Source organism: Cypionkella sp., assembly GCF_034376685.1.
GTDB lineage: Bacteria > Pseudomonadota > Alphaproteobacteria > Rhodobacterales > Rhodobacteraceae > Cypionkella.
In genome coordinates this window covers 44,675-62,668 of sequence record NZ_JAXMJJ010000037.1, presented here as the reverse complement: position 1 = coordinate 62,668, position 17,994 = coordinate 44,675, and the positions used below count along the sequence as shown (strand labels likewise).

The window sequence follows — 17,994 nt, the reverse complement described above, 5'->3', positions numbered from 1 at the left end:
GCAGTCCCGCGCCAGGAAGGCCACCGGCGGATACAGCCGCATGGCCTCGCGGAACACATCGCGGGTGAAACGCAACTTCGACAATGCGCTGAACTCCGGCTGATCGCCCAAAGCCTGCGCCTCGGTGGCGACCCGTTCCTGCACCTCTGGGTCCATCGCCAGCATCAGCAGCGCCCATGACAAAGCCGAGGCGCTGGTTTCGTGGCCAGCCAGAAAGAAGATCGCCACCTGATCAACCATCTCGGCAGTCTCGAACCGCGCGCCGGTCAGCGGATCTGCCGTCACCATGATCTTGGTCGCAAGGTCATCCGGCGCTGTGCCCGCCGAAATCTCTGCCGCGCGGCTTTCTGTCAAACGGGTGATCAAACCCCGGATCACCGCCGCTGAACGCTTGGTCGCGGCGCGATGAAACCGCGGCACCCAACGCGGCAGCGGCAGAAAAGCTGCAAGGTTCAAAATCGGTTGCGTGCGTTGATAGGTGCGGAATTCGGCGAAGACGGCAGAGGCCACCTCATGTTCGATCGGGATTGAAAACAGCGTGCGGAAGATCACATCTGCCGCCGCGTGGCTCATTTCCTGCTCGACCTCCACTTCGCCCAACGGCATCCGCGCCACCGCCGCCTGCCCCGCCGCCCACATCGCAGGAAAGGTATCGCGCAGCCGCCCGCCTTCAAACGCCGGGTCAATGATCCGGCGCTGGCGCTTCCAGACCTCGCCATTGGTGACAAACACCGAATTGCCCAGCAGCGGGTTCAGCCCCTCGCGAATGCGGTTGGATTTGGGGAAATCATCGGGCCTCTCGACCAGAACGCGGTTCACCAGATCAGGGTCGTTACACATGTAGCTGCGGAAGAACGGCGTGCGAAATTCTGCCATCCACGCCCGATACAGCCGTGCCGGTTGGGCTGACAGGATATCGGCGCGAAACAACCGCAAATATTGCAGCAGCGAGACCTTATCGGCGCGCGGGTGCGGTTTTGGCGGGATCATGCCATGTCCCGGTAGCCAGAGACCGGCCGTTCGATCCGGCTTTTTGAGGCTGGGCGATCCCGGTAGCGGGCGGCCAGGCTTTGCGGCCCGGCGGTGATCAGAAAATAATCATAGTCACCGGGGCGATCAAAGGCACACAGATACTGAAAATGCAGCCGGAAAAATCGCCAGCGCAGTTCTTTCCAGCGCGCGGGCGACAAGGTTTTCGTGAAAGCCGCCGAAATCACCAAGGGCCAGCGTTTGTTCGGCGGCGACACCCCCGTCACCGCCACCGGATCGCACAGCGCAAAAGCGCAGCCATCACCGGGGGCTGTCACATCGACCCAAACCAGTTCACCTTGAGCCGAAAGATAGTGCAAATCCGCGCGCAGGCGGCGGGCCTTTGGCAGAAACGACACCATCGGCACCACTTGCCCCAGCGACAAGAACGCCAGCCGCGCAGCACCTGTGGGCAGACCTTCGCGCAACAGATCGGCCAAAACCGATACCGCCAGATGCGCCCCCGAGGAATGGCCGACCACCAGCACCTCATCAAAACCCGCTGTTAACGCCGCGCGGATCTCCAGTCGGAAAGCCGTCATCCGCGCCTCTAACTCGGGTGGATTGGCGCCACCCGCCTGCGCGGAATAGGCGTAATCATGCATGAGGTAATAGGCGAAGATCTTGTTATCCCAGCGCTTGAATGTGCGCAGCACGGCCCAAACCACCCCAAGACCCGCAGACCAGCCCAAAAGTGGGTGCACCAAAGCGACCAGCGCACCAACGCCCCAGCCCGCAAGGCAGGCCAACAAGAGTTGCACCAGCAAAAACACGATCGGATAGAGTGCCGCGATCATCGGCCCCTTGCGCAGACTTGCCAGCCGGAACAGCGCCCCCGAGCCAATATAGGCGTAAGCCGTACGCACAAGCTGCACATAGGTCGCCAAAATCCCGCGCGACATCGATGATTTGACGATATCAGACCAGACCAGCACCTCGACATCCGCCTCGGTGGCAGCCCCGTCGATGGTGGTTTTCACATGCCAGCCGTAGGGCCCGCCGGTCTTTTTCGGCTTCAGAGCAATCTGATAGCCGGAAATCTTCGCCTGCGCTGCGCCTTCCTTGCGATACAGCTCACGGTAACGGCGCGGATGGATCGGATCATAGCCGGGTATGTAGTAAACCCGCCTGCGATGCACGCTCTGATCAGAATTTTCCTGCGGAGTGATCGGTGTCATCATGCCTCTGTCTGCTTGGAGGCATCATGACAGAGGATTTGGGCGATTTTAAGAGGAGATTGCTAGCCCAGATTGGCAAGGAAAGGCACGTTCTCCAGCAGCCAATACGAGAACGACGAAAATCCGCCCGTCAGCATCAACAGGCCGATGGTCCACAGCAGCAGACCCATGATCCGTTCAATCCGCTCGGCATGGCGCTTCATAAAGGCGACAAACGGTGCGAGGCGGGTGAAGAAGGCCGCCACCAGCAGAAACGGGATGCCAAGACCTGCCGCATAAACACCAAGCAAGGTCATGCCCCGCGCGACATTGCCCTCTTGCGCGGCCAGCGACAGTATAGCCCCCAATTGCGGGCCAATACAGGGCGTCCAGCCAAAGGCAAAGGCCAGCCCCAGCACATAGGCCCCAAAAGCCGAACCGCCTTGATCCCCGGCATCCAGCCGCATTTCGCGGTCCAGAAAACCGATGCGAAACACCCCGACAAAATGCGCGCCGAAGATCATCACCACCACCCCGGCAAGGGTCGCAAACAAATTGGCGTTGCCGAGGAAGAATGCCCCAAAGGCCGAGGCCGCAAGCCCCAGCAGCAAGAACACCGTCGACAGGCCCAACACAAAAAACAGCGCCGCCAAAATCGGCGAGCGTCCGCCCTTCATCTCGCTTACCGAGATCCCAGACATATAGGCCAGATAGGGCGGCACGATCGGCAACACGCAGGGGCTGAGGAACGACAAAATGCCTGCCGCAAGGGCGACCAGCATCGCCGGGATCAGGCTTGCGTCAAAAATGTCGATGCCGAACATGGGGCCTCCGTTTTGCTAGGGTCTAGCGCAGTTGAGGACAAAGGTCACGCGAGGGCACCTCACGTCTGCGTGCGGCATTTTGGGCTGGCACAACAACCTCCGGCGGGGATATTTGAGCGCAGAGGATGGGCTTGGTATGAATTGGGATGCAGAGTTGGATTGCTTGGGGCTGTTGTGCCCTCTGCCGGTGTTGCGGGCACGCAAGCGCTTGATTGGTATGGCCGAGGGCCAGATTTTGCGGGTTCTGGCGAGCGACAAGATGGCAGCGATTGATCTGCCGCATTTCTGCGCCGAGACCGGGCATGACTATCTGGGGGCAAGTGAGATCACTGGCGGCAGCGCTTATCTGATCCGCCGCGGCAAATGAAAAGGGCGGCAGGTTTCCCCACCGCCCCAAATCCTTAGCGGCCCAAAGACCACCAGCCACGTTTTTTCGGCTTTGTGGGGCCGTCTTCTTCCTCAGGCTCGACTGCAGCACTGGCCAGACCCGGATCAACGTGCAGGCTGGCCACAGGCGCCGCTTCGGCCAGTCCCGGATCCACATGCAGCACCGGCGCTGCCACTGCTGGCGCTGTGTCAGCAACCGGAGCGACGGCTTCGGCCACAACCGCTTCGGCCACGGTTTCAGCTTTCGGCTTGGCACGGCTGGTGCGGCTGCGCGCAGGCTTCGGCTTGGCTTCGGCAACGACTGGGGTTTCCACAACCGGAGCCTCAACAGCGGCCGCGTCTACTGCCACTTGTGCCTCAGGCTCTGCTTTCACCGCTCTGCTGCGCGAGCGCGAGCGGGCGGGTTTTGCTGCCGCAACCGCAGGCGCTTCCGCCGCAGGCACGTCAACCGCAGCCGCAACGGCTGCCGATTTGCTGCCACGCGGTGCACGCGTGCGGGTTGGCTTTTTGACCTCGACCGCAGCAGGCACCTCAACCGGGGCTTCTGCTGCCATCTCGGTCACGGCCAAAGCAGCACTATCGCCCGCCTCGTCCTCGGCATCATCCTCGTCGCCGTCATCGCCTTCGGCGTTGGCCTCGACATTGGCTTCGCCCGGTTGCCCCGGCTTCTTGCGACGACGCCGACGGCGGCGCTTCTTGCCATTGCCGCCTTCGCCATTCACCGCAGCAGGCGCACCCGCAGCTTCCGCTGCAACTTCAACCACTTCGGCTTCTTCGACGTCATCCACATCATCGATGATATCTTCGTCGGCTTCTTCCGCCACCGGCGCGCCCATCAGCGAGGCATTGCCCGAGATCACCGAAGACACTTCCGGCACCACCCGCGTTGCGGTCTTGAACTTCTCAATCGAGAAATCCGGGCTGATCATCGTCGGATCGCATTCGATCCGCACCGACATGCCATAGCGCGCCTCGATCAAGGCGATATGCTCGCGCTTGCCGTTGATCAGGAAGTTCACAATGCCAATCGGGGCCTTAAGCAGCACTTCTTTGCTGCGTTTGCGCGTGCCTTCTTCTTCCAGCGCGCGCAAAACTTGCAGACCAAGGCTGTCGTCCGACCGGATCAGTCCGGTGCCGTGGCAATGCGAGCAAGGCTGCGTGGTGCTTTCCAGCATCCCCGGACGCAGACGCTGACGCGACATTTCCATCAGGCCAAAGCCGGAAATCCGGCCGACCTGAATCCGCGCGCGGTCGGTTTTCAACTTGTCTTTCAGCTTCTTCTCAACGGCGGCGTTGTTGCGACGCTCTTCCATGTCGATGAAGTCGATCACAATCAGGCCCGCCAAATCGCGCAGACGCAATTGACGCGCAACTTCTTCAGCGGCCTCCAGGTTGGTCTTCAAAGCGGTGTCCTCGATGGACCCCTCTTTGGTGGCGCGACCCGAGTTCACGTCGATGGCAACCAGCGCTTCGGTGATGCCGATCACGATATAGCCGCCGGATTTCAACTGCACCGTCGGGTTGAACATGCCGCCGAGGTAGCTTTCGACCTGATATTTCGCGAACAGCGGGGTTTGTTCGTCATAGCGCACCACCGATTTGGCGTGGCTTGGCATGATCATCCGCATGAAGTCTTTCGCGGTGCGATAACCCGCCTCGCCCTCCACCAAAATCTCATCAATCTCGCGGCTATACAGATCGCGGATCGTGCGCTTGATCAGGTTGCCTTCCTCGTATATCGCGGCAGGCGCAATCGACTTCAGGGTCAGCTCACGGATCTGTTCCCACAGCCGCATCAGATATTCGTAATCGCGCTTGATCTCGGGCTTGGTGCGTTTGGCACCCGCCGTGCGAATGATCAGGCCCGCGCCTTCCGGCACTTCAATCTCGGTCGCGATCTCTTTCAGCTTCTTGCGGTCAGCGGCTTGGGTGATCTTGCGCGAAATCCCGCCGCCGCGCGCGGTGTTTGGCATCAGCACGCAATAGCGACCTGCGAGGCTCAGGTACGTCGTCAGCGCCGCGCCTTTGTTGCCGCGTTCTTCCTTGACCACCTGCACCAGCATGATCTGGCGCACCTTGATCACTTCCTGGATTTTATAGCGCCGCGCCCGAGGCTTGCGCGGGGCCGAGATTTCTTCCGACACATCTTCTTCAGCGATGGATTCGATCTCATCATCCGTGTCCGAGGCGTGATCAATCGAGCGGTAAACCGGCTCACCCTCTTCACCATCTACCGAAGCCACATGATGCGTGTGGCTGTGGTCGTGATGAGTGTGGTCGTGATGCGGTTGTTCAACCACGTCGGCGGGTGCCGATTGCACCAGCGCATCAGCACCGGTTTCTTCACCCAGATCCACCACATCCATGCTGCTGATTTCAGCGGCCTGCACGGCGTCGCCTTCAACAGCCTCGGCGCGCGGGCGCTGTTGTTGCTGCGGCTTGGGACGCGGCCGCGAGCGGCGGTTGTCTTCTTCGTCCTGCGCGCGGTTGAAGGCGCGTTCTTCTTCCAGCAGGGCTTTGCGGTCGGCCACCGGGATTTGGTAATAATCCGGGTGGATTTCGGCGAAAGCCAAAAAGCCGTGGCGATTTCCACCATAATCGACAAAGGCCGCTTGCAGCGAAGGCTCCACGCGGGTGACTTTGGCGAGGTAGATATTTCCGGCAAGCTGGCGCTTGTTTACGGTTTCAAAATCGAATTCTTCGACCTTGTTTCCATCGACCACAACAACCCGAGTCTCCTCGGCATGGGTGGCGTCGATAAGCATTTTCTTAGACATATCAATCCATTGCGCCTGTCATGACAAAGCCCGCTTGGCGGACCAAAGCGGGTGTTTGACACAAAGAGGCGGCTTGTTCGGGCGGCTGCGCGCAACGCAAATAGGCGGGCCGTGCCCGGTGGGCACCCCTCGCCTTGAATTGCCAATGTCGCGCACATCATCGCGGTTCACGTTTGGGCTGCTTGCGCGGCCCACCTTAAAAAGCCCGGTTTGATCCTGTGTTATCAGTCACTTGCGAGCAATAATCCGGCCTTGCGGCCGATCCGACCACCCCGGTTTTCGGCGCACAAAGCGCGCCAGATTGCTGTGGCCGAGACTTCTTTGGCGATAGAAATCGCTTGATTATGACCCTAACGGGAAACGGGCGGCGATGACAATGGGTGATTTGCGTCGGGTGTGCCGCGCAGGGTGGGGTTTCACCCCCACCCAACCGCTCAAACGTAATCCTGCCGTTGCAGGCCATACTTCGCCATCTTCTCGTTCAACGTCCGGCGCGGCAGGCACAATTCGTCCATCACACCGGTGATGCTGCCCTTGTGCCGCCGCATCGTGTTGTCGATCAGCATCCGCTCAAACGCTTCAACATAATCCTTCAGCGGCTTGCCTTCGGTGGTCAGCGCAGGCCCAGAAGCCTCGTTATCCGCCATCAGCAGGCTGGCAATCGAGCCCGAACCGCGCCGGTTCTGCAACACCGCGCGTTCGGCGATATTGACCAGTTGCCGCACATTGCCCGGCCACGGTGCTTGCAGCAGTTGGGCGGCCTCTTGTGCCGTCACCTGTGGCGCATCACAGCCATATTCCTCGGCAAACTGTTCCGAAGACCGGGTGAACAGCGTCAGAATGTCCTCGCCGCGCGCCCGCAACGGCGGGCAAATGATTGTCATCGCCCCCAAACGGTAGAACAGATCCGAGCGCAGCACGTCTTCCAGCGTCTTGTCCGGCGCATGTTCATTGCAAATCGCGATGATGCGGGTTTCCGGCGGCATGCCTTGCTCGTTGATCAGCGTCAGCAGTCGCGATTGCAGCGCATGGCTCAGCGCCTCGATATCCTCAAGGCACAACGTGCCGCCCCGCGCTTCTTCGACCAAGGGCAGATTGCCATCCTCCGAAGGCCCGAACAGCTTGGCCGCCAGTTGATCCTCGCTCCACGCGGCACAAGACACCGTGACGAATTTCTTCGATCCACGCGGCCCGACGGCATGCAAAGCATGCGCGACCAAAGTTTTCCCCGTTCCGGTTTCGCCATCAATCAGCACATGGCTATCGGCTTGACCCAGATCGAGAATGTCCTCGCGCAGCCGCTCCATCGCGGGGCTGGCACCGACCAGCTTCTTCATCAGGATGGAGCCATCCGACAACTCCTTGCGCAAAGCCCGGTTGTCCAACGTAAGCCGCCGCGCCATCGTTGCGCGCTTGGCAAGCTCGGTCATCCGATCCGGGTTGAACGGCTTTTCCAGAAAATCATACGCCCCGACCCGCATCGCCTCAACCGCCATCGGCACATCGCCGTGGCCAGTGATCAGGATCACCGGCAGGCCGGAATCCATCCCCATCAGTCGCTTCAAGAACGCCATGCCATCCATGCCTGGCATCTTGATGTCAGACACCACCACTCCCGGCCATTCCGGCCCCAAAGCCTTTAACGCCTCTTCAGCGCTGGCATAGGTTTCCGTATCAAACCCAGAGAGGGCCAGCCACTGGCTGATTGACGCGCGCATATCCGCCTCGTCATCTACAATCGCCACTTTCATTGCCCGTGCCATGCCGTCCTCATTCCGCTGCTTTTGCTTCTTTGCCCAACAAGGGCAGTTGCACTTCGAACACCGCGCCGCCACTTTCGGCGTTATGCGCCGTCAAGCGGCCACCCAAATCGGTGACAATGCCCGAAGAGATTGCCAGACCAAGGCCCACGCCCTCGCCCGGCTTTTTCGTTGTATAGAACGGCTCAAAGATCGAGCCGATATCGCCAATGCCAATACCGTTGTCACGCACAGCCAAGGTGGCGCTTTCGCCCACAGTCAACAAGAGGTCGATCTGCGGATCGAGCGTGTCTTTGGTGGCATCCAGCGCATTTCGCAATAAGTTGATGATAACCTGTTCCAGTCGCAAGCGATCCGCCATCACCATCACCGGCTGACGCGGCACAGTGCGGGATATTTTGACAACGCGTTGTTTCAACTGCGGTTCCATCATCGCCAAAGCCGACGAGATACAGGCGCGCAGATCAACCGGCTCAAAGGCCTCGCCACCCTTGCGCGCGTAGGATTTCAACTGCCGGGTAATTGCGCCCATCCGGTCGATCAGATCGTCAATCCGCTGGAAACTGGACAGGGCCTCATCCGGGCGCTTGCGCTGCAACAGCAGCCGCGCGCCTGCCAGATAGGTCTTCATCGCGGCAAGGGGTTGGTTCAACTCATGGCTGACTGCCGCCGACATCTCGCCCAAAGCCGCGAGCTTTGAGGATTGCGCCAGGGTCAGTTCGGCCACTTCCAGCGTTTTCTGCACCTTTTCGCGTTCAGCAATCTCACGCGACAGCCGCGCGTTCAGCAGACGCAACTCTGCCGATTCGCGCTGGAACGACACGCTTTGTGACCAAGCCCGCCGCGACAACATATAGAAGGTCAAAGCGGTCAGGATCGCAAAGCCCATGATTTCCAGGGCAATCACACCATTCACCCGCTCGCGCACCGAATCGTAAGCGGTGAAGGTCACCATCTTCCAGCCCTGAAACGGCACGCGCGCTTCCGTGCGCAACACCGCTTCACCCGACACATAGGCATCGGGCGGGTTCTGCGCCCAATCGGCGGCTCCCTTCAAGGCGCGGTCCAGCGCCGAGGGGTTGTCTTTCGGGGTCAGCGCCTCATTCAGCGGCTTGCTGCGCCACGAAGGCTCGGTCGCCAGGATCACTCTGGCTTCGGAATTGGTCACCAGCACGGCATCCTGCAAACCTGCCCAGGCACGCTCGTGCTTCATCATGTCGACCGCCACAACGATGACACCCTGCACTTGACCATCCGCTTCGATCACCCGCGAATAGGTGAAATCAAATGCGCCGCCAGCCTGTGGCGTTACCGAGAACACGGTTTCCTTGGTGCGCTTGGCATCGACGAAGTAACTGTCGTTGCGGTGCGCTGTGCCCAGCAGGTTGCGATTGGTCGCCCCCACCGTCCAGCCATCCTTGTCCAGCAACAGGATCGAGGCGACACCAATTTCCTTTTGCACCTCAATCAGACGCAAAGAGGTGCGCGCAAACGAGTTCTTCTTCAGCGAATCCCGGATCGCCGGATCATCGGCCAGCAGCAACGGCACGACAGCCGTGCGTTGCACTTCTGACAGCATATTGCCGGAATACAGCGCAAGGCGCAGCTCGGCCCGGTTGCGGGTGGTTTCGGTGAAGCGCTCGGACAGCCAGCGGTTGGTGATCAACACCACACCGACTGCCAGCAATATCAATAGGGTAGCAGCCAGCCGAATGCGCCAGGATTTCCCTGGGGCTGTATCAGAAAGACGTTTGGATCGGCTGCGGCTTTGCATCAAGCGAGTTTAGGCTTGCCCAAGCGGGGCCTCAAGCCAATCCCCCTCAGGCCAGCGCCATCCCGCCCATCAGGCTGGCAAACAGCGCAGCCCCATCGGTGCCACCGGCATTGGCATCGACCACTCGTTCGGGATGCGGCATCATCCCCAGCACGCGGCGGTTCGACGACAACACGCCCGCGATGTCTGCGGTGGCGCCATTGGGGTTTTGGGCATAGGTGAACGCGATGCGATCCTCGCCGTGCAAAGCGGCCAGACCTTCGGCATCAATGGTGTAATTGCCGTCGTGATGCGCGACCGGCACCGCGATCTGTTTGCCCTTGGCATAGGCGCTGGTGAAGGCGCTATCGGTGGTGGCCACTTGCAAGCCAATGGTCTTGCAGATGAATTTGAGGCCCGCATTGCGCATCAAGGCACCGGGCAATAGCTGCATCTCGGTCAGCACCTGAAAGCCGTTGCAAATCCCCAGCACATAGCCGCCCCGCGCGGCATGGTTGCGAATGGCCGCCGCAATCGGCGACTGCGCCGCTATCGCGCCGCAGCGCAGGTAGTCGCCAAAGGAAAACCCCCCTGGAACCCCAACCACATCGGTGCCCGCTGGCAAGCTGGTATCCTTGTGCCAGACCCGCGACACCTCAAAGCCTGCGCGCTCAAACGCGACGGCAAGATCACGGTCGCAGTTGGAGCCGGGAAAGGTGACGACGGCGGCTTTCATGGGCAGCTCTCCGAGAAATTGGGATGGCCCGCGCATAGCGCAATCCGCGCGGTGCTTCCAGCCAAAAATCCCCTTGCCAGCACAGCTCGGAATTCGCGCGAGTTCCGTGCACGATTTTCGCGCGAAAATCGCCTAGTGGGCAAGGTCGGTGATCACCGCCACACCGGGCGGCATCGGCGCGTTGAACATCCTGAGCTCGGCACTGGCCTGAGACAAGGCAACCTCGCGCGCCACAATCGGGCGCACGTCGATCCGGCCCAGCTCGATCATCGACAGCAGCGACGGATAGCGCCAGCTTGGCATGCCGCGTGTGCCATACAGCGCCAACTGCTTCATATAAACCGCGTTCATGTTGATCTGCATCCGCGCGGTATGGCCCACCGGCAGCCCGACCTGCACATGCCGCCCCAAGGGCCGCAGGCATTCAATCGAGCCGTTGGTGGTGACCTCGATCCCCAAAGCCTCGACGCTGACATGCGCGCCGCCTTGGGTCAGCTCAACGATCTGTGCCGCCGCATCGCCTGCGCGGGCATCAATCGCGGCTTCCGCCCCCAAAGACAGCGCGTGGGCCAGCCGTTCCGGCACCACATCGACCACGATCACCCGCGCGCCGAGGGCTTTGCCGATCAAAAGCACCGACAGGCCAATCCCGCCGGTTCCGTGCACGGCCAGCCACTCGCCAGCTTGAACGGCAGCGCGACCGGTCAGGGCGTGCCAGGCTGTGGTCACGCGGCAGCCCAGACCTGCGGCCAAGGCGGGGGTCAGGCTGTCGGGCAGGCGGGCGAGGTTGTGGGCGTGGGGGGCGGAGACATATTCGGCGTAGGCGCCGGGTTCGCCGAAGCCGGGAACGCGCTGGTTCTTGCAGATCGTGGTCTGGCCGGACTGGCATTCCGGGCAGGCACCGCAGGACAGGATGAAGGGGGCGATCACGCGGTCACCGATTTTCCATTTGGAAAGCGGGCCGGAGGCGACCACCTCGCCGCAGTATTCGTGGCCGGGGATGGCGCCGGGTTTGACTTTTGGATGCTCGCCGACCCAGCCGTGCCAGTCTGACCGACAGATGCCGCAGGCGAGCACTTTGAGAACCACGCCGTCAGCCTCGCAGACCGGATCAGGGACGGTTTCCAAGGAAAGATCGGCGTTATAGTCGCGGATGACTGCGGCGCGCATGGAAAAGCCCCTTATTGCGAAATGGCGGGCCGCAGACGTGTCCACGCGTGGACACGTCTGCGGCCCAAGTGTTTTCAACAGGTTACGGGGTGAGCGTTTATCAAAAATTAACACTCGCCGCGCAAGCGAAGGATCAGATCAACTCGACGCGGTAGCTTTCAATCACCGTGTTGGCCAGCAACTTGTCGCACATGGTCTTCACCGCAGCCTCTGCCGCCGCTTTATCAGTCTCGGCCAGATCCAGCTCGATCACCTTGCCCTGCCGCACGCCATTCACCCCGGCAAAGCCCAGCGTGCCAAGCGCGTGGCGCACAGCCTCGCCCTGCACATCCAGAACGCCAGATTTCAACATGACTGTGACGCGCGCTTTCATAGCAATCTCCGGGTTTGTGAGGTGTGGTTCCCTTAGCCTGCTCTGGTTTTGACGGCAAGTGCGGCTCGCAACGAACAGGCCTGAAATTCAAGCGGCTGGGTGCACGACAGCACATTCCCATCCATCATACTGCCAACCCATCCCCAGCGTATCGTTGACAAAGCGCAATGTCAGCGCATCGAATGATGCCGAAGCTACCTCGGACGTATGCTCTGCGATGAGGCCCTCTGCAACTTCAGTGTCCGAAATCGCCAACTCAAGTTGTGCCAAGTAGCCAGTGACATCGACAACAGAAGCCGCTCCGTCTGCGCTTCCACGATAGAAGAAATGCCGCACGTTGCGTATTGCCGTGCCATCGTCGCCGAGCTTCAAAAGCTGATCTCGCACTTGGTCATTGGCAACTTTCGTGCCAACCCAGCCTTCCGCACGCGCGGGAGCCACCAGCTTACCCAGCCCCACAGCAATCAAAAGGCGTCGAAGCACGTTCATCAGTTGATCAATGTCGGCTTCACCGTATGCGTGACGTTCGAAGGCAATACGCCCAAGCGCCGCGCGAGTTCGGTGTAGACATCCGCTAGAGGCCCCGGCTCGGGGATCGGTTGGCCATCGCCACGATCCACCAGACCGCGCAGATCCCACAAGCGGCAGCTGTCGGGGCTGATTTCGTCCGCCACGATCAGGCGCATGTAGTCGCCTTCCCAGATCCGGCCAACCTCGATGCGGAAATCGGCCAGACGGATGCCGACGCCCAGCATCACGCCGGACATGAAGTCATTCACCCGCAAAGCCAAGGCGATCACGTCATCCAGATCCTGCTGGGTGGCCCAGCCAAAGGCGACGATATGTTCTTCGGCGACCATCGGCAGCGAAAGGCGGTCGTCTTTCAGGTAGTATTCCACAATCGGGCGCGGCAGCGGCGTGCCTTCGGGGATGCCGAGGCGTTCAGAAATCTCACCAGCGGCGAAGTTGCGCACCACGACTTCCAGCGGGATGATCTCGGCCATCCGCACCAGCTGCTCGCGCATGTTCACCCGGCGGATGAAATGGGTGGGCACGCCGATGGCATTCAGCCCCGACATGAAAAACTCTGACAGACGGTTGTTCAGCACGCCCTTGCCTTCGACCGCCGCCGGGGTAGCCTCGGCTGCGGTGGGTGCGCTATCGTCCTTGAAATACTGGATCAGAGTGCCCGGTTCCGGTCCTTCATACAGGATCTTCGCCTTGCCCTCGTAAACCTTCTTCCTGCGCGCCATGAATGCTCCGATGCCATAGGGACACGGGGGCGGCCAACGCCACCCCTGCCCTTTTTCCGAGCCTATATGCCAAGCGGCAGGTGGGGGCAAGGCTTGGGCGCTGTGATCGCAGCGCTGCGATGATCCGGTCATGATCCGGCAAGACCAAAAGCCGCAGTGAGGCGCATGGCTTTTTGTCTTGAACGGCGGGCGCGGGATGGGCATATGGAGAGTAACTTTCCATGACCCAAAGGGCCAGCCATGACCACGTTCGATGATCGCGAAAATGCTTTCGAATCCAAATACGCCCATGATGCCGATATGCAGTTCCGCGCCGAAGCGCGGCGCAACAAGCTGACCGGGCTTTGGGCTGCGGCCCTGTTGGGCAAAACCGGTGATGACGCTGCGGAATATGCAATGGCCGTGGTCAGCGCCGATTTCGAAGAGGCCGGGATCGAAGATGTGGTGCGCAAAGTTGCCGGTGATCTGGGCAGCCTGTCCAGCCCCGACGCGGTGCGCGCCAAGATGGCCGAACTGCTGCCGGTGGCCAAAGAGCAATTGATGAACGAGTTCTAAGCCAAACCCGTCGCAATCGCTGCGCCGGAACCGGGCCGCTGCCATCACTGGCGCGGCCCTTTGTATTGGCGAACATGCGCCGCAGTGCATAGTGTTATGAGGATTATAGATTTGCCTCGCCCTGCCCTGCGTGGCAAACACACGATTAAAGTGAAACACACGTTTCTGTTGTGAATGGACGAGGATGTCATGGCCCAAGACGCGCTTTCGAAACTGCTTGCCAGCCGGGATTGGCTGATGGCCGATGGGGCCACGGGCACCAATCTGTTCAATATGGGTCTGTCCTCGGGGGAGCCGCCGGAGTTCTGGAACACCGACAAGCCCGACAATATCCGCACTTTGTATCGCAATGCGGTGAATGCGGGCTCGGATATTTTCCTGACCAATACCTTTGGCGGCAACGCCAGCCGCTTGAAGCTGCATGGCGCGCAGGGTCGTGTGCGCGAGTTGAACCGGGTGGGCGCTGCCTTGGGCCGTGAGATTGCCGATGCCTCGGGGCGTGTGGTGGTGGTTGCAGGCTCGGTTGGACCAACGGGCGAGATTTTTGAGCCGATGGGCACGCTGACCCACGCCGCTGCGGTGGAGATGTTCCACGAGCAGGCCGAGGGGCTGAAAGAAGGCGGCGCGGATGTGCTGTGGGTGGAGACGATTTCCGCCCCCGAGGAATATGCGGCGGCGGCAGAGGCCGCGGCTCTGGCCGGCATGCCGTGGTGTGGCACGATGAGTTTCGATACCGCCGGGCGCACGATGATGGGCACCACGTCGGCGGCAATGGCCGAGATGGTGGAAAAGCTGGCGAACCCGCCGATTGCGTTCGGGGCGAATTGTGGTGTGGGGGCGTCGGATCTGATGCGCACCGTGCTGGGGTTTGCGGCGACAGGCACGGCGCGGCCGTTGATTGCCAAGGGCAATGCCGGGATTCCGAAATATCACGACGGCCATATCCATTACGATGGCACGCCGGAGCTGATGGGCGAATATGCGGTGCTGGCGCGCAATGCCGGGGTACGGATCATCGGCGGCTGCTGTGGCACCATGCCGGAGCATCTGGCGGCGATGCGGAAGGCGTTGGAGACCACGCCGAAGGGTCCGCTGCCGTCGCCAGAAGAGATCACCGCCAAGCTGGGGGCGTTTTCGTCGGCCTCGGATGGCACCGGCGATACTTCGAACGATCCCAAGCGCGAGCGGCGCAATCGGCGCGGCTGATCTGACGCGGGGCGCTTGGGGCAAGCGCCCCGGAATTTGAGAAATTCCGGCACGATTTCCGGGTCGGAAATCGGCTCTGCGGGGGGATGGCGGTCAGAACAGCTTCAGCTGATCACCGGCCCGCGCCGGGGGCATGAACAGATCGCAGCGGATCGGCGGCAGTTTCACCGCCAGCCCCAAGCGATCCACCGCCACGCGAAACCGCCGCGCCATCAGATCCGCCCACGGCCCCTCGCCACGCATGCGTTTGCCGAAGGCCGGGTCGTAATCCATGCCGCCGTGCAATTCGCGCACCCGCGCCATCACTTTGGCGGCGCGGTCGGGGACATGTTCGGCCAGCCAATCCTGAAACAGTTGCGACACCTCACGCGGCAGGCGCAGTGAGATATAGCTCGCCGCCATCGCCCCGGCATCGCGGCAAGCTTGCAGGATCGGTTCCAGCTCGTGATCGGTCAGGCCGGGGATCATTGGCGAGACCATTGCCCGCACGGGAATGCCAGCCTGCGCGAGCCGCGTGATGGTCAGCAAGCGGCGCTTGGGGGCTGCGGCGCGGGGTTCCATCTTGCGCGAGAGGTCAGCGTCCAGCGTGGTCACGGAAATCCCCACCCGGCACAGGCCCTGCGCCGCCATCTCGGCCAGCAGATCAATGTCGCGTTCGATCAGCGTGCCTTTGGTGGTGATCGCCAGTGGGTGCTTGAAGGCGCGCAGCACCTCTAGCACTTCGCGCATCACGCCGTATTCGGTCTCGATCGGTTGATAGGGGTCGGTATTGGTGCCCAAAGACATCACCGCGACCTTGTAGGATTTCGCCCGCAACTCCTTCTCCAGCACCGCGCCGATGCCCGGACGTGCGATCAGTTTGGTTTCAAAATCCAGACCCGGCGAGAGGTTCAGGAAGGCATGGCTGGGCCGCGCGAAGCAATAGATGCAGCCATGCTCGCAGCCCCTGTAAGGGTTGATCGAGCGGTCAAACGGCAAGTCGGGCGAAGTGTTATAGCTGATCGCCGAGCGCGGCACTTCCAGCCGGACCTCGGTGCGCAAAACCCGTTCTTCTGGCGGCTCCCAACCATCTTCAAACGCCAGCCGCGCGGCACCCTCAAACCGCCCCACCGCGTTGCCCAATGCGCCGCGCCCGCGCGGGCGCACGCCGGGCATGATTGTGCTGTCTGGCTTGTCCATGCCCCCATTTAGAACAAAGAGCGAACAATCCCAAGCGATTTCTGCTTGTCCTGCCCGACAAAGTCGGCTTTCTGTTGGCGCATGTCGCTATTCGCAAAGTGTCGCGCGGGCTTTGGCCTCATCACACTGACAACCGCCCAAGGAGTTCCCAGATGGCCGACGACGAAATCATCCTCGCTGATCTTTCCGATGACGAACTTGTCCTGCAAATGCATGACGACCTTTACGACGGCTTGAAGGAAGAGATCGAGGATGGCGTCAACATCCTGATCGAACGCGGCTGGGCCCCTTACGACGTGCTGACCAAAGCGCTGGTCGCTGGCATGACCATCGTGGGTGCTGACTTCCGTGATGGCATCCTGTTCGTGCCAGAAGTGCTGCTGGCCGCCAATGCGATGAAGGGTGGCATGTTCATCCTGAAGCCGCTGCTGATTGCTACGGGCGCACCGCGCATGGGCAAGATGGTGATCGGCACCGTCAAGGGTGACATCCATGACATCGGCAAGAACCTTGTCGGCATGATGATGGAAGGCGCTGGCTTTGAAGTGCGCGACCTTGGCATCAACAACTCGGTCGAGAAATACCTTGAAGCGTTGGAATCCGAGAAACCCGATATTCTTGGCATGTCAGCGCTGCTGACCACCACGATGCCCTATATGAAAGTCGTGATCGACACGATGAAAGAAAAGGGCATGCGCGAGGATTACATCGTTCTGGTCGGCGGCGCGCCGTTGAACGAAGAATTCGGCAAGGCGATTGGCGCTGATGCTTATTGCCGGGACGCAGCCGTGGCTGTGGAAACCGCCAAGGCTTTGGTTTTGCGCAAGCACAACCTGTTGAACGCTTAATTCGGCGCAAGCGTCGGTTCTATAGCCTCGGGGTATTGCCCCGGGGCTTTTTAATTGCCACCTTGAAAGGATAAGCGGTTGGCGTTTTCTCTGCTGCAAGGGAAAGCCAGACCGCCTCATAAGGAGGATGCCATGCCGCTCCCAACCTTTCTCGCCCTGATTTTTGGGGTGATCCTTGCCGCCGGAGCCTCTATCGCCGTGGTTCAGGTGGCGGGCCTGTCATTTGTCTGGCTGGGTCTGCTGGCATTATGCCTTGCGCTGTTCGTGCGCACCCTGCGATGGCATTGATCAGCGACGATATTCTGACTGTTGAGGGTCTGGCCCCGACACATCAGGGCCGGGTTCTGCTGATCGCCTGTGGCGCGCTGGCGCATGAGGTGTTGGCGCTGAAACGGGCGAACCAGTGGAATCATCTGGATCTGCAATGCCTGCCCGCCAATCTGCATCTTTATCCTGACCGCATCACCGAGGCCGTCGAGAAGGCGGTTCTGGCGCATCAAGCCGCGTATAACAGCATCTTCGTGCTCTATGCCGATTGCGGCACCGGCGGGCTGCTGGCAGAGCGCTGCCGCACCTTGGGCGTTGAGATGATCGAAGGCCCGCATTGCTATTCGTTTTTTGAGGGCAACGCGGTGTTTGCCGCGCACCCGGACGAATTCACCGCGTTTTATCTGACCGATTTTCTGGTGCGGCAGTTTGATGCCTTTGTCTGGCGGCCGATGGGTTTGGACAAACACCCGCAGCTGCGCGACATGTATTTCGGCAATTACACCAAGCTGGTCTATCAGGCCCAGATCAACGACCCGGCGCTGGATGCCAAGGCAGAGGAGTGTGCCCGCCGTCTGGGTCTGGCCTATGAGCGCCGTTTTACCGGCTATGGTGATTTGGCGGTGGTGATGGCGCAGGCGGCAGCGACATAAATCCGCCGAAAGCCTATAGGGCGCGTGCCAATTCCCGCTTTGCGCTGGGGTGTCGATTGGCAAGCCT

18 protein-coding genes are annotated in these 17,994 nt (G+C 60.9%); 6 read left to right on the top strand and 12 right to left on the bottom strand.

Going from position 1 to position 17,994, the window contains the following annotated elements:
* The 3 genes from U1A24_RS08920 to U1A24_RS08910 form a co-directional block, all read right to left on the bottom strand.
* Window positions 1-990: cytochrome P450 (locus U1A24_RS08920; protein ID WP_322321631.1), on the bottom strand; the 990-nt coding region annotated here is incomplete at its 3' end.
* Window positions 987-2,207, bottom strand: coding sequence for a hypothetical protein (locus U1A24_RS08915; protein ID WP_322321630.1), 1,221 nt, complete (start codon window positions 2,205-2,207; stop codon window positions 987-989). The genes U1A24_RS08920 and U1A24_RS08915, both read right to left, overlap by 4 nt.
* Before the next feature lie 62 nt (window positions 2,208-2,269).
* Complete coding sequence (locus tag U1A24_RS08910; RefSeq protein ID WP_322321629.1) at window positions 2,270-3,010, bottom strand: cytochrome c biogenesis CcdA family protein; 741 nt, start codon at window positions 3,008-3,010, stop codon at window positions 2,270-2,272.
* A 136-nt stretch (window positions 3,011-3,146) separates the two neighbouring features.
* Between U1A24_RS08910 and U1A24_RS08905 the strand changes: the two genes are divergently transcribed.
* Window positions 3,147-3,377 carry a sulfurtransferase TusA family protein gene (locus U1A24_RS08905; RefSeq protein WP_322321628.1) on the top strand — a complete coding sequence of 77 codons (231 nt, stop codon included), beginning with the start codon at window positions 3,147-3,149 and terminating at the stop codon, window positions 3,375-3,377.
* Window positions 3,378-3,411: 34 nt separating this feature from the next.
* On the opposite strand, the gene U1A24_RS08900 is transcribed toward U1A24_RS08905, so the two are convergent.
* The 8 genes from U1A24_RS08900 to U1A24_RS08865 all read right to left on the bottom strand — a co-directional run bounded on the left by U1A24_RS08900 (window position 3,412) and on the right by U1A24_RS08865 (window position 13,219).
* On the bottom strand, window positions 3,412-6,174 hold the full coding sequence (locus U1A24_RS08900; RefSeq protein ID WP_322321627.1) for a ribonuclease E/G: 2,763 nt from the start codon (window positions 6,172-6,174) through the stop codon (window positions 3,412-3,414).
* Window positions 6,175-6,608: 434 nt separating this feature from the next.
* On the bottom strand, window positions 6,609-7,937 hold the full coding sequence (locus U1A24_RS08895) for a sigma-54 dependent transcriptional regulator (protein WP_322321626.1): 1,329 nt from the start codon (window positions 7,935-7,937) through the stop codon (window positions 6,609-6,611).
* 7 nt (window positions 7,938-7,944) lie between these two features.
* The gene (locus U1A24_RS08890; protein ID WP_322321625.1) at window positions 7,945-9,708 is read right to left on the bottom strand and encodes an ATP-binding protein; all 1,764 of its coding nucleotides are present in this window, start codon (window positions 9,706-9,708) and stop codon (window positions 7,945-7,947) included.
* Window positions 9,709-9,754: 46 nt separating this feature from the next.
* Window positions 9,755-10,423, bottom strand: a complete 669-nt coding sequence (gene purQ, locus U1A24_RS08885; RefSeq protein WP_322321624.1) for a phosphoribosylformylglycinamidine synthase subunit PurQ — start codon at window positions 10,421-10,423, stop codon at window positions 9,755-9,757.
* A gap of 132 nt (window positions 10,424-10,555) precedes the next feature.
* Window positions 10,556-11,593 (bottom strand): zinc-dependent alcohol dehydrogenase family protein, encoded by a 1,038-nt coding sequence (locus U1A24_RS08880; RefSeq protein ID WP_322321623.1) that lies wholly within the window; start codon window positions 11,591-11,593, stop codon window positions 10,556-10,558.
* A gap of 133 nt (window positions 11,594-11,726) precedes the next feature.
* Complete coding sequence (purS, locus tag U1A24_RS08875; protein WP_322321622.1) at window positions 11,727-11,966, bottom strand: phosphoribosylformylglycinamidine synthase subunit PurS; 240 nt, start codon at window positions 11,964-11,966, stop codon at window positions 11,727-11,729.
* An 87-nt stretch (window positions 11,967-12,053) separates the two neighbouring features.
* Window positions 12,054-12,455, bottom strand: coding sequence for a ribonuclease E inhibitor RraB (locus U1A24_RS08870; RefSeq protein WP_322321621.1), 402 nt, complete (start codon window positions 12,453-12,455; stop codon window positions 12,054-12,056).
* Window positions 12,455-13,219 carry a phosphoribosylaminoimidazolesuccinocarboxamide synthase gene (locus U1A24_RS08865; RefSeq protein ID WP_322321620.1) on the bottom strand — a complete coding sequence of 255 codons (765 nt, stop codon included), beginning with the start codon at window positions 13,217-13,219 and terminating at the stop codon, window positions 12,455-12,457. The genes U1A24_RS08870 and U1A24_RS08865 overlap by 1 nt, the downstream gene beginning before the upstream one ends.
* 240 nt (window positions 13,220-13,459) lie before the next feature.
* Here U1A24_RS08865 and U1A24_RS08860 point away from each other — a divergent pair, with 240 nt between their 5' ends.
* Both U1A24_RS08860 and bmt read left to right on the top strand, forming a co-directional pair.
* Window positions 13,460-13,774 (top strand): DUF1476 domain-containing protein, encoded by a 315-nt coding sequence (locus U1A24_RS08860; RefSeq protein WP_322321619.1) that lies wholly within the window; start codon window positions 13,460-13,462, stop codon window positions 13,772-13,774.
* Window positions 13,775-13,948: 174 nt separating this feature from the next.
* Window positions 13,949-14,980 (top strand): betaine--homocysteine S-methyltransferase, encoded by a 1,032-nt coding sequence (bmt, locus tag U1A24_RS08855; RefSeq protein ID WP_322321618.1) that lies wholly within the window; start codon window positions 13,949-13,951, stop codon window positions 14,978-14,980.
* 93 nt (window positions 14,981-15,073) lie between these two features.
* Here the strand turns inward: bmt and U1A24_RS08850 are convergent, their stop codons facing one another.
* Entirely contained in the window at window positions 15,074-16,159 is a 1,086-nt protein-coding gene (locus tag U1A24_RS08850; RefSeq protein ID WP_322321617.1) for a PA0069 family radical SAM protein, read from the bottom strand.
* A gap of 152 nt (window positions 16,160-16,311) precedes the next feature.
* Here U1A24_RS08850 and U1A24_RS08845 point away from each other — a divergent pair, with 152 nt between their 5' ends.
* The 3 genes from U1A24_RS08845 (at window position 16,312) to U1A24_RS08835 (ending at window position 17,927) form a co-directional block, all read left to right on the top strand.
* Window positions 16,312-17,007, top strand: coding sequence for a B12-binding domain-containing protein (locus U1A24_RS08845; RefSeq protein WP_322321616.1), 696 nt, complete (start codon window positions 16,312-16,314; stop codon window positions 17,005-17,007).
* A 132-nt stretch (window positions 17,008-17,139) separates the two neighbouring features.
* Window positions 17,140-17,295 (top strand): hypothetical protein, encoded by a 156-nt coding sequence (locus tag U1A24_RS08840; RefSeq protein WP_322321615.1) that lies wholly within the window; start codon window positions 17,140-17,142, stop codon window positions 17,293-17,295.
* Window positions 17,286-17,927 (top strand): DUF1638 domain-containing protein, encoded by a 642-nt coding sequence (locus U1A24_RS08835; protein WP_416173477.1) that lies wholly within the window; start codon window positions 17,286-17,288, stop codon window positions 17,925-17,927. Before U1A24_RS08840 ends, U1A24_RS08835 begins: the two co-directional genes overlap by 10 nt.
* Window positions 17,928-17,994: the final 67 nt, after the last annotated feature.

What these genes read in the sequence shown, in the direction of transcription:
- bmt (WP_322321618.1), top strand. Translation starts at nt 13,949, where the DNA reads ATGGACGAGGATGTCATGGCCCAAGACGCGCTTTCGAAACTGCTTGCC.
- U1A24_RS08915 (WP_322321630.1), bottom strand. Translation starts at nt 2,207, where the DNA reads ATGACACCGATCACTCCGCAGGAAAATTCTGATCAGAGCGTGCATCGC.
- U1A24_RS08895 (WP_322321626.1), bottom strand. Translation starts at nt 7,937, where the DNA reads ATGGCACGGGCAATGAAAGTGGCGATTGTAGATGACGAGGCGGATATG.
- U1A24_RS08905 (WP_322321628.1), top strand. Translation starts at nt 3,147, where the DNA reads ATGAATTGGGATGCAGAGTTGGATTGCTTGGGGCTGTTGTGCCCTCTG.
- purQ (WP_322321624.1), bottom strand. Translation starts at nt 10,423, where the DNA reads ATGAAAGCCGCCGTCGTCACCTTTCCCGGCTCCAACTGCGACCGTGAT.
- U1A24_RS08850 (WP_322321617.1), bottom strand. Translation starts at nt 16,159, where the DNA reads ATGGACAAGCCAGACAGCACAATCATGCCCGGCGTGCGCCCGCGCGGG.
- U1A24_RS08840 (WP_322321615.1), top strand. Translation starts at nt 17,140, where the DNA reads ATGCCGCTCCCAACCTTTCTCGCCCTGATTTTTGGGGTGATCCTTGCC.
- U1A24_RS08870 (WP_322321621.1), bottom strand. Translation starts at nt 12,455, where the DNA reads ATGAACGTGCTTCGACGCCTTTTGATTGCTGTGGGGCTGGGTAAGCTG.
- purS (WP_322321622.1), bottom strand. Translation starts at nt 11,966, where the DNA reads ATGAAAGCGCGCGTCACAGTCATGTTGAAATCTGGCGTTCTGGATGTG.
- U1A24_RS08860 (WP_322321619.1), top strand. Translation starts at nt 13,460, where the DNA reads ATGACCACGTTCGATGATCGCGAAAATGCTTTCGAATCCAAATACGCC.
- U1A24_RS08835 (WP_416173477.1), top strand. Translation starts at nt 17,286, where the DNA reads ATGGCATTGATCAGCGACGATATTCTGACTGTTGAGGGTCTGGCCCCG.
- U1A24_RS08865 (WP_322321620.1), bottom strand. Translation starts at nt 13,219, where the DNA reads ATGGCGCGCAGGAAGAAGGTTTACGAGGGCAAGGCGAAGATCCTGTAT.
- U1A24_RS08890 (WP_322321625.1), bottom strand. Translation starts at nt 9,708, where the DNA reads ATGCAAAGCCGCAGCCGATCCAAACGTCTTTCTGATACAGCCCCAGGG.
- U1A24_RS08900 (WP_322321627.1), bottom strand. Translation starts at nt 6,174, where the DNA reads ATGTCTAAGAAAATGCTTATCGACGCCACCCATGCCGAGGAGACTCGG.
- U1A24_RS08845 (WP_322321616.1), top strand. Translation starts at nt 16,312, where the DNA reads ATGGCCGACGACGAAATCATCCTCGCTGATCTTTCCGATGACGAACTT.
- U1A24_RS08880 (WP_322321623.1), bottom strand. Translation starts at nt 11,593, where the DNA reads ATGCGCGCCGCAGTCATCCGCGACTATAACGCCGATCTTTCCTTGGAA.
- U1A24_RS08910 (WP_322321629.1), bottom strand. Translation starts at nt 3,010, where the DNA reads ATGTTCGGCATCGACATTTTTGACGCAAGCCTGATCCCGGCGATGCTG.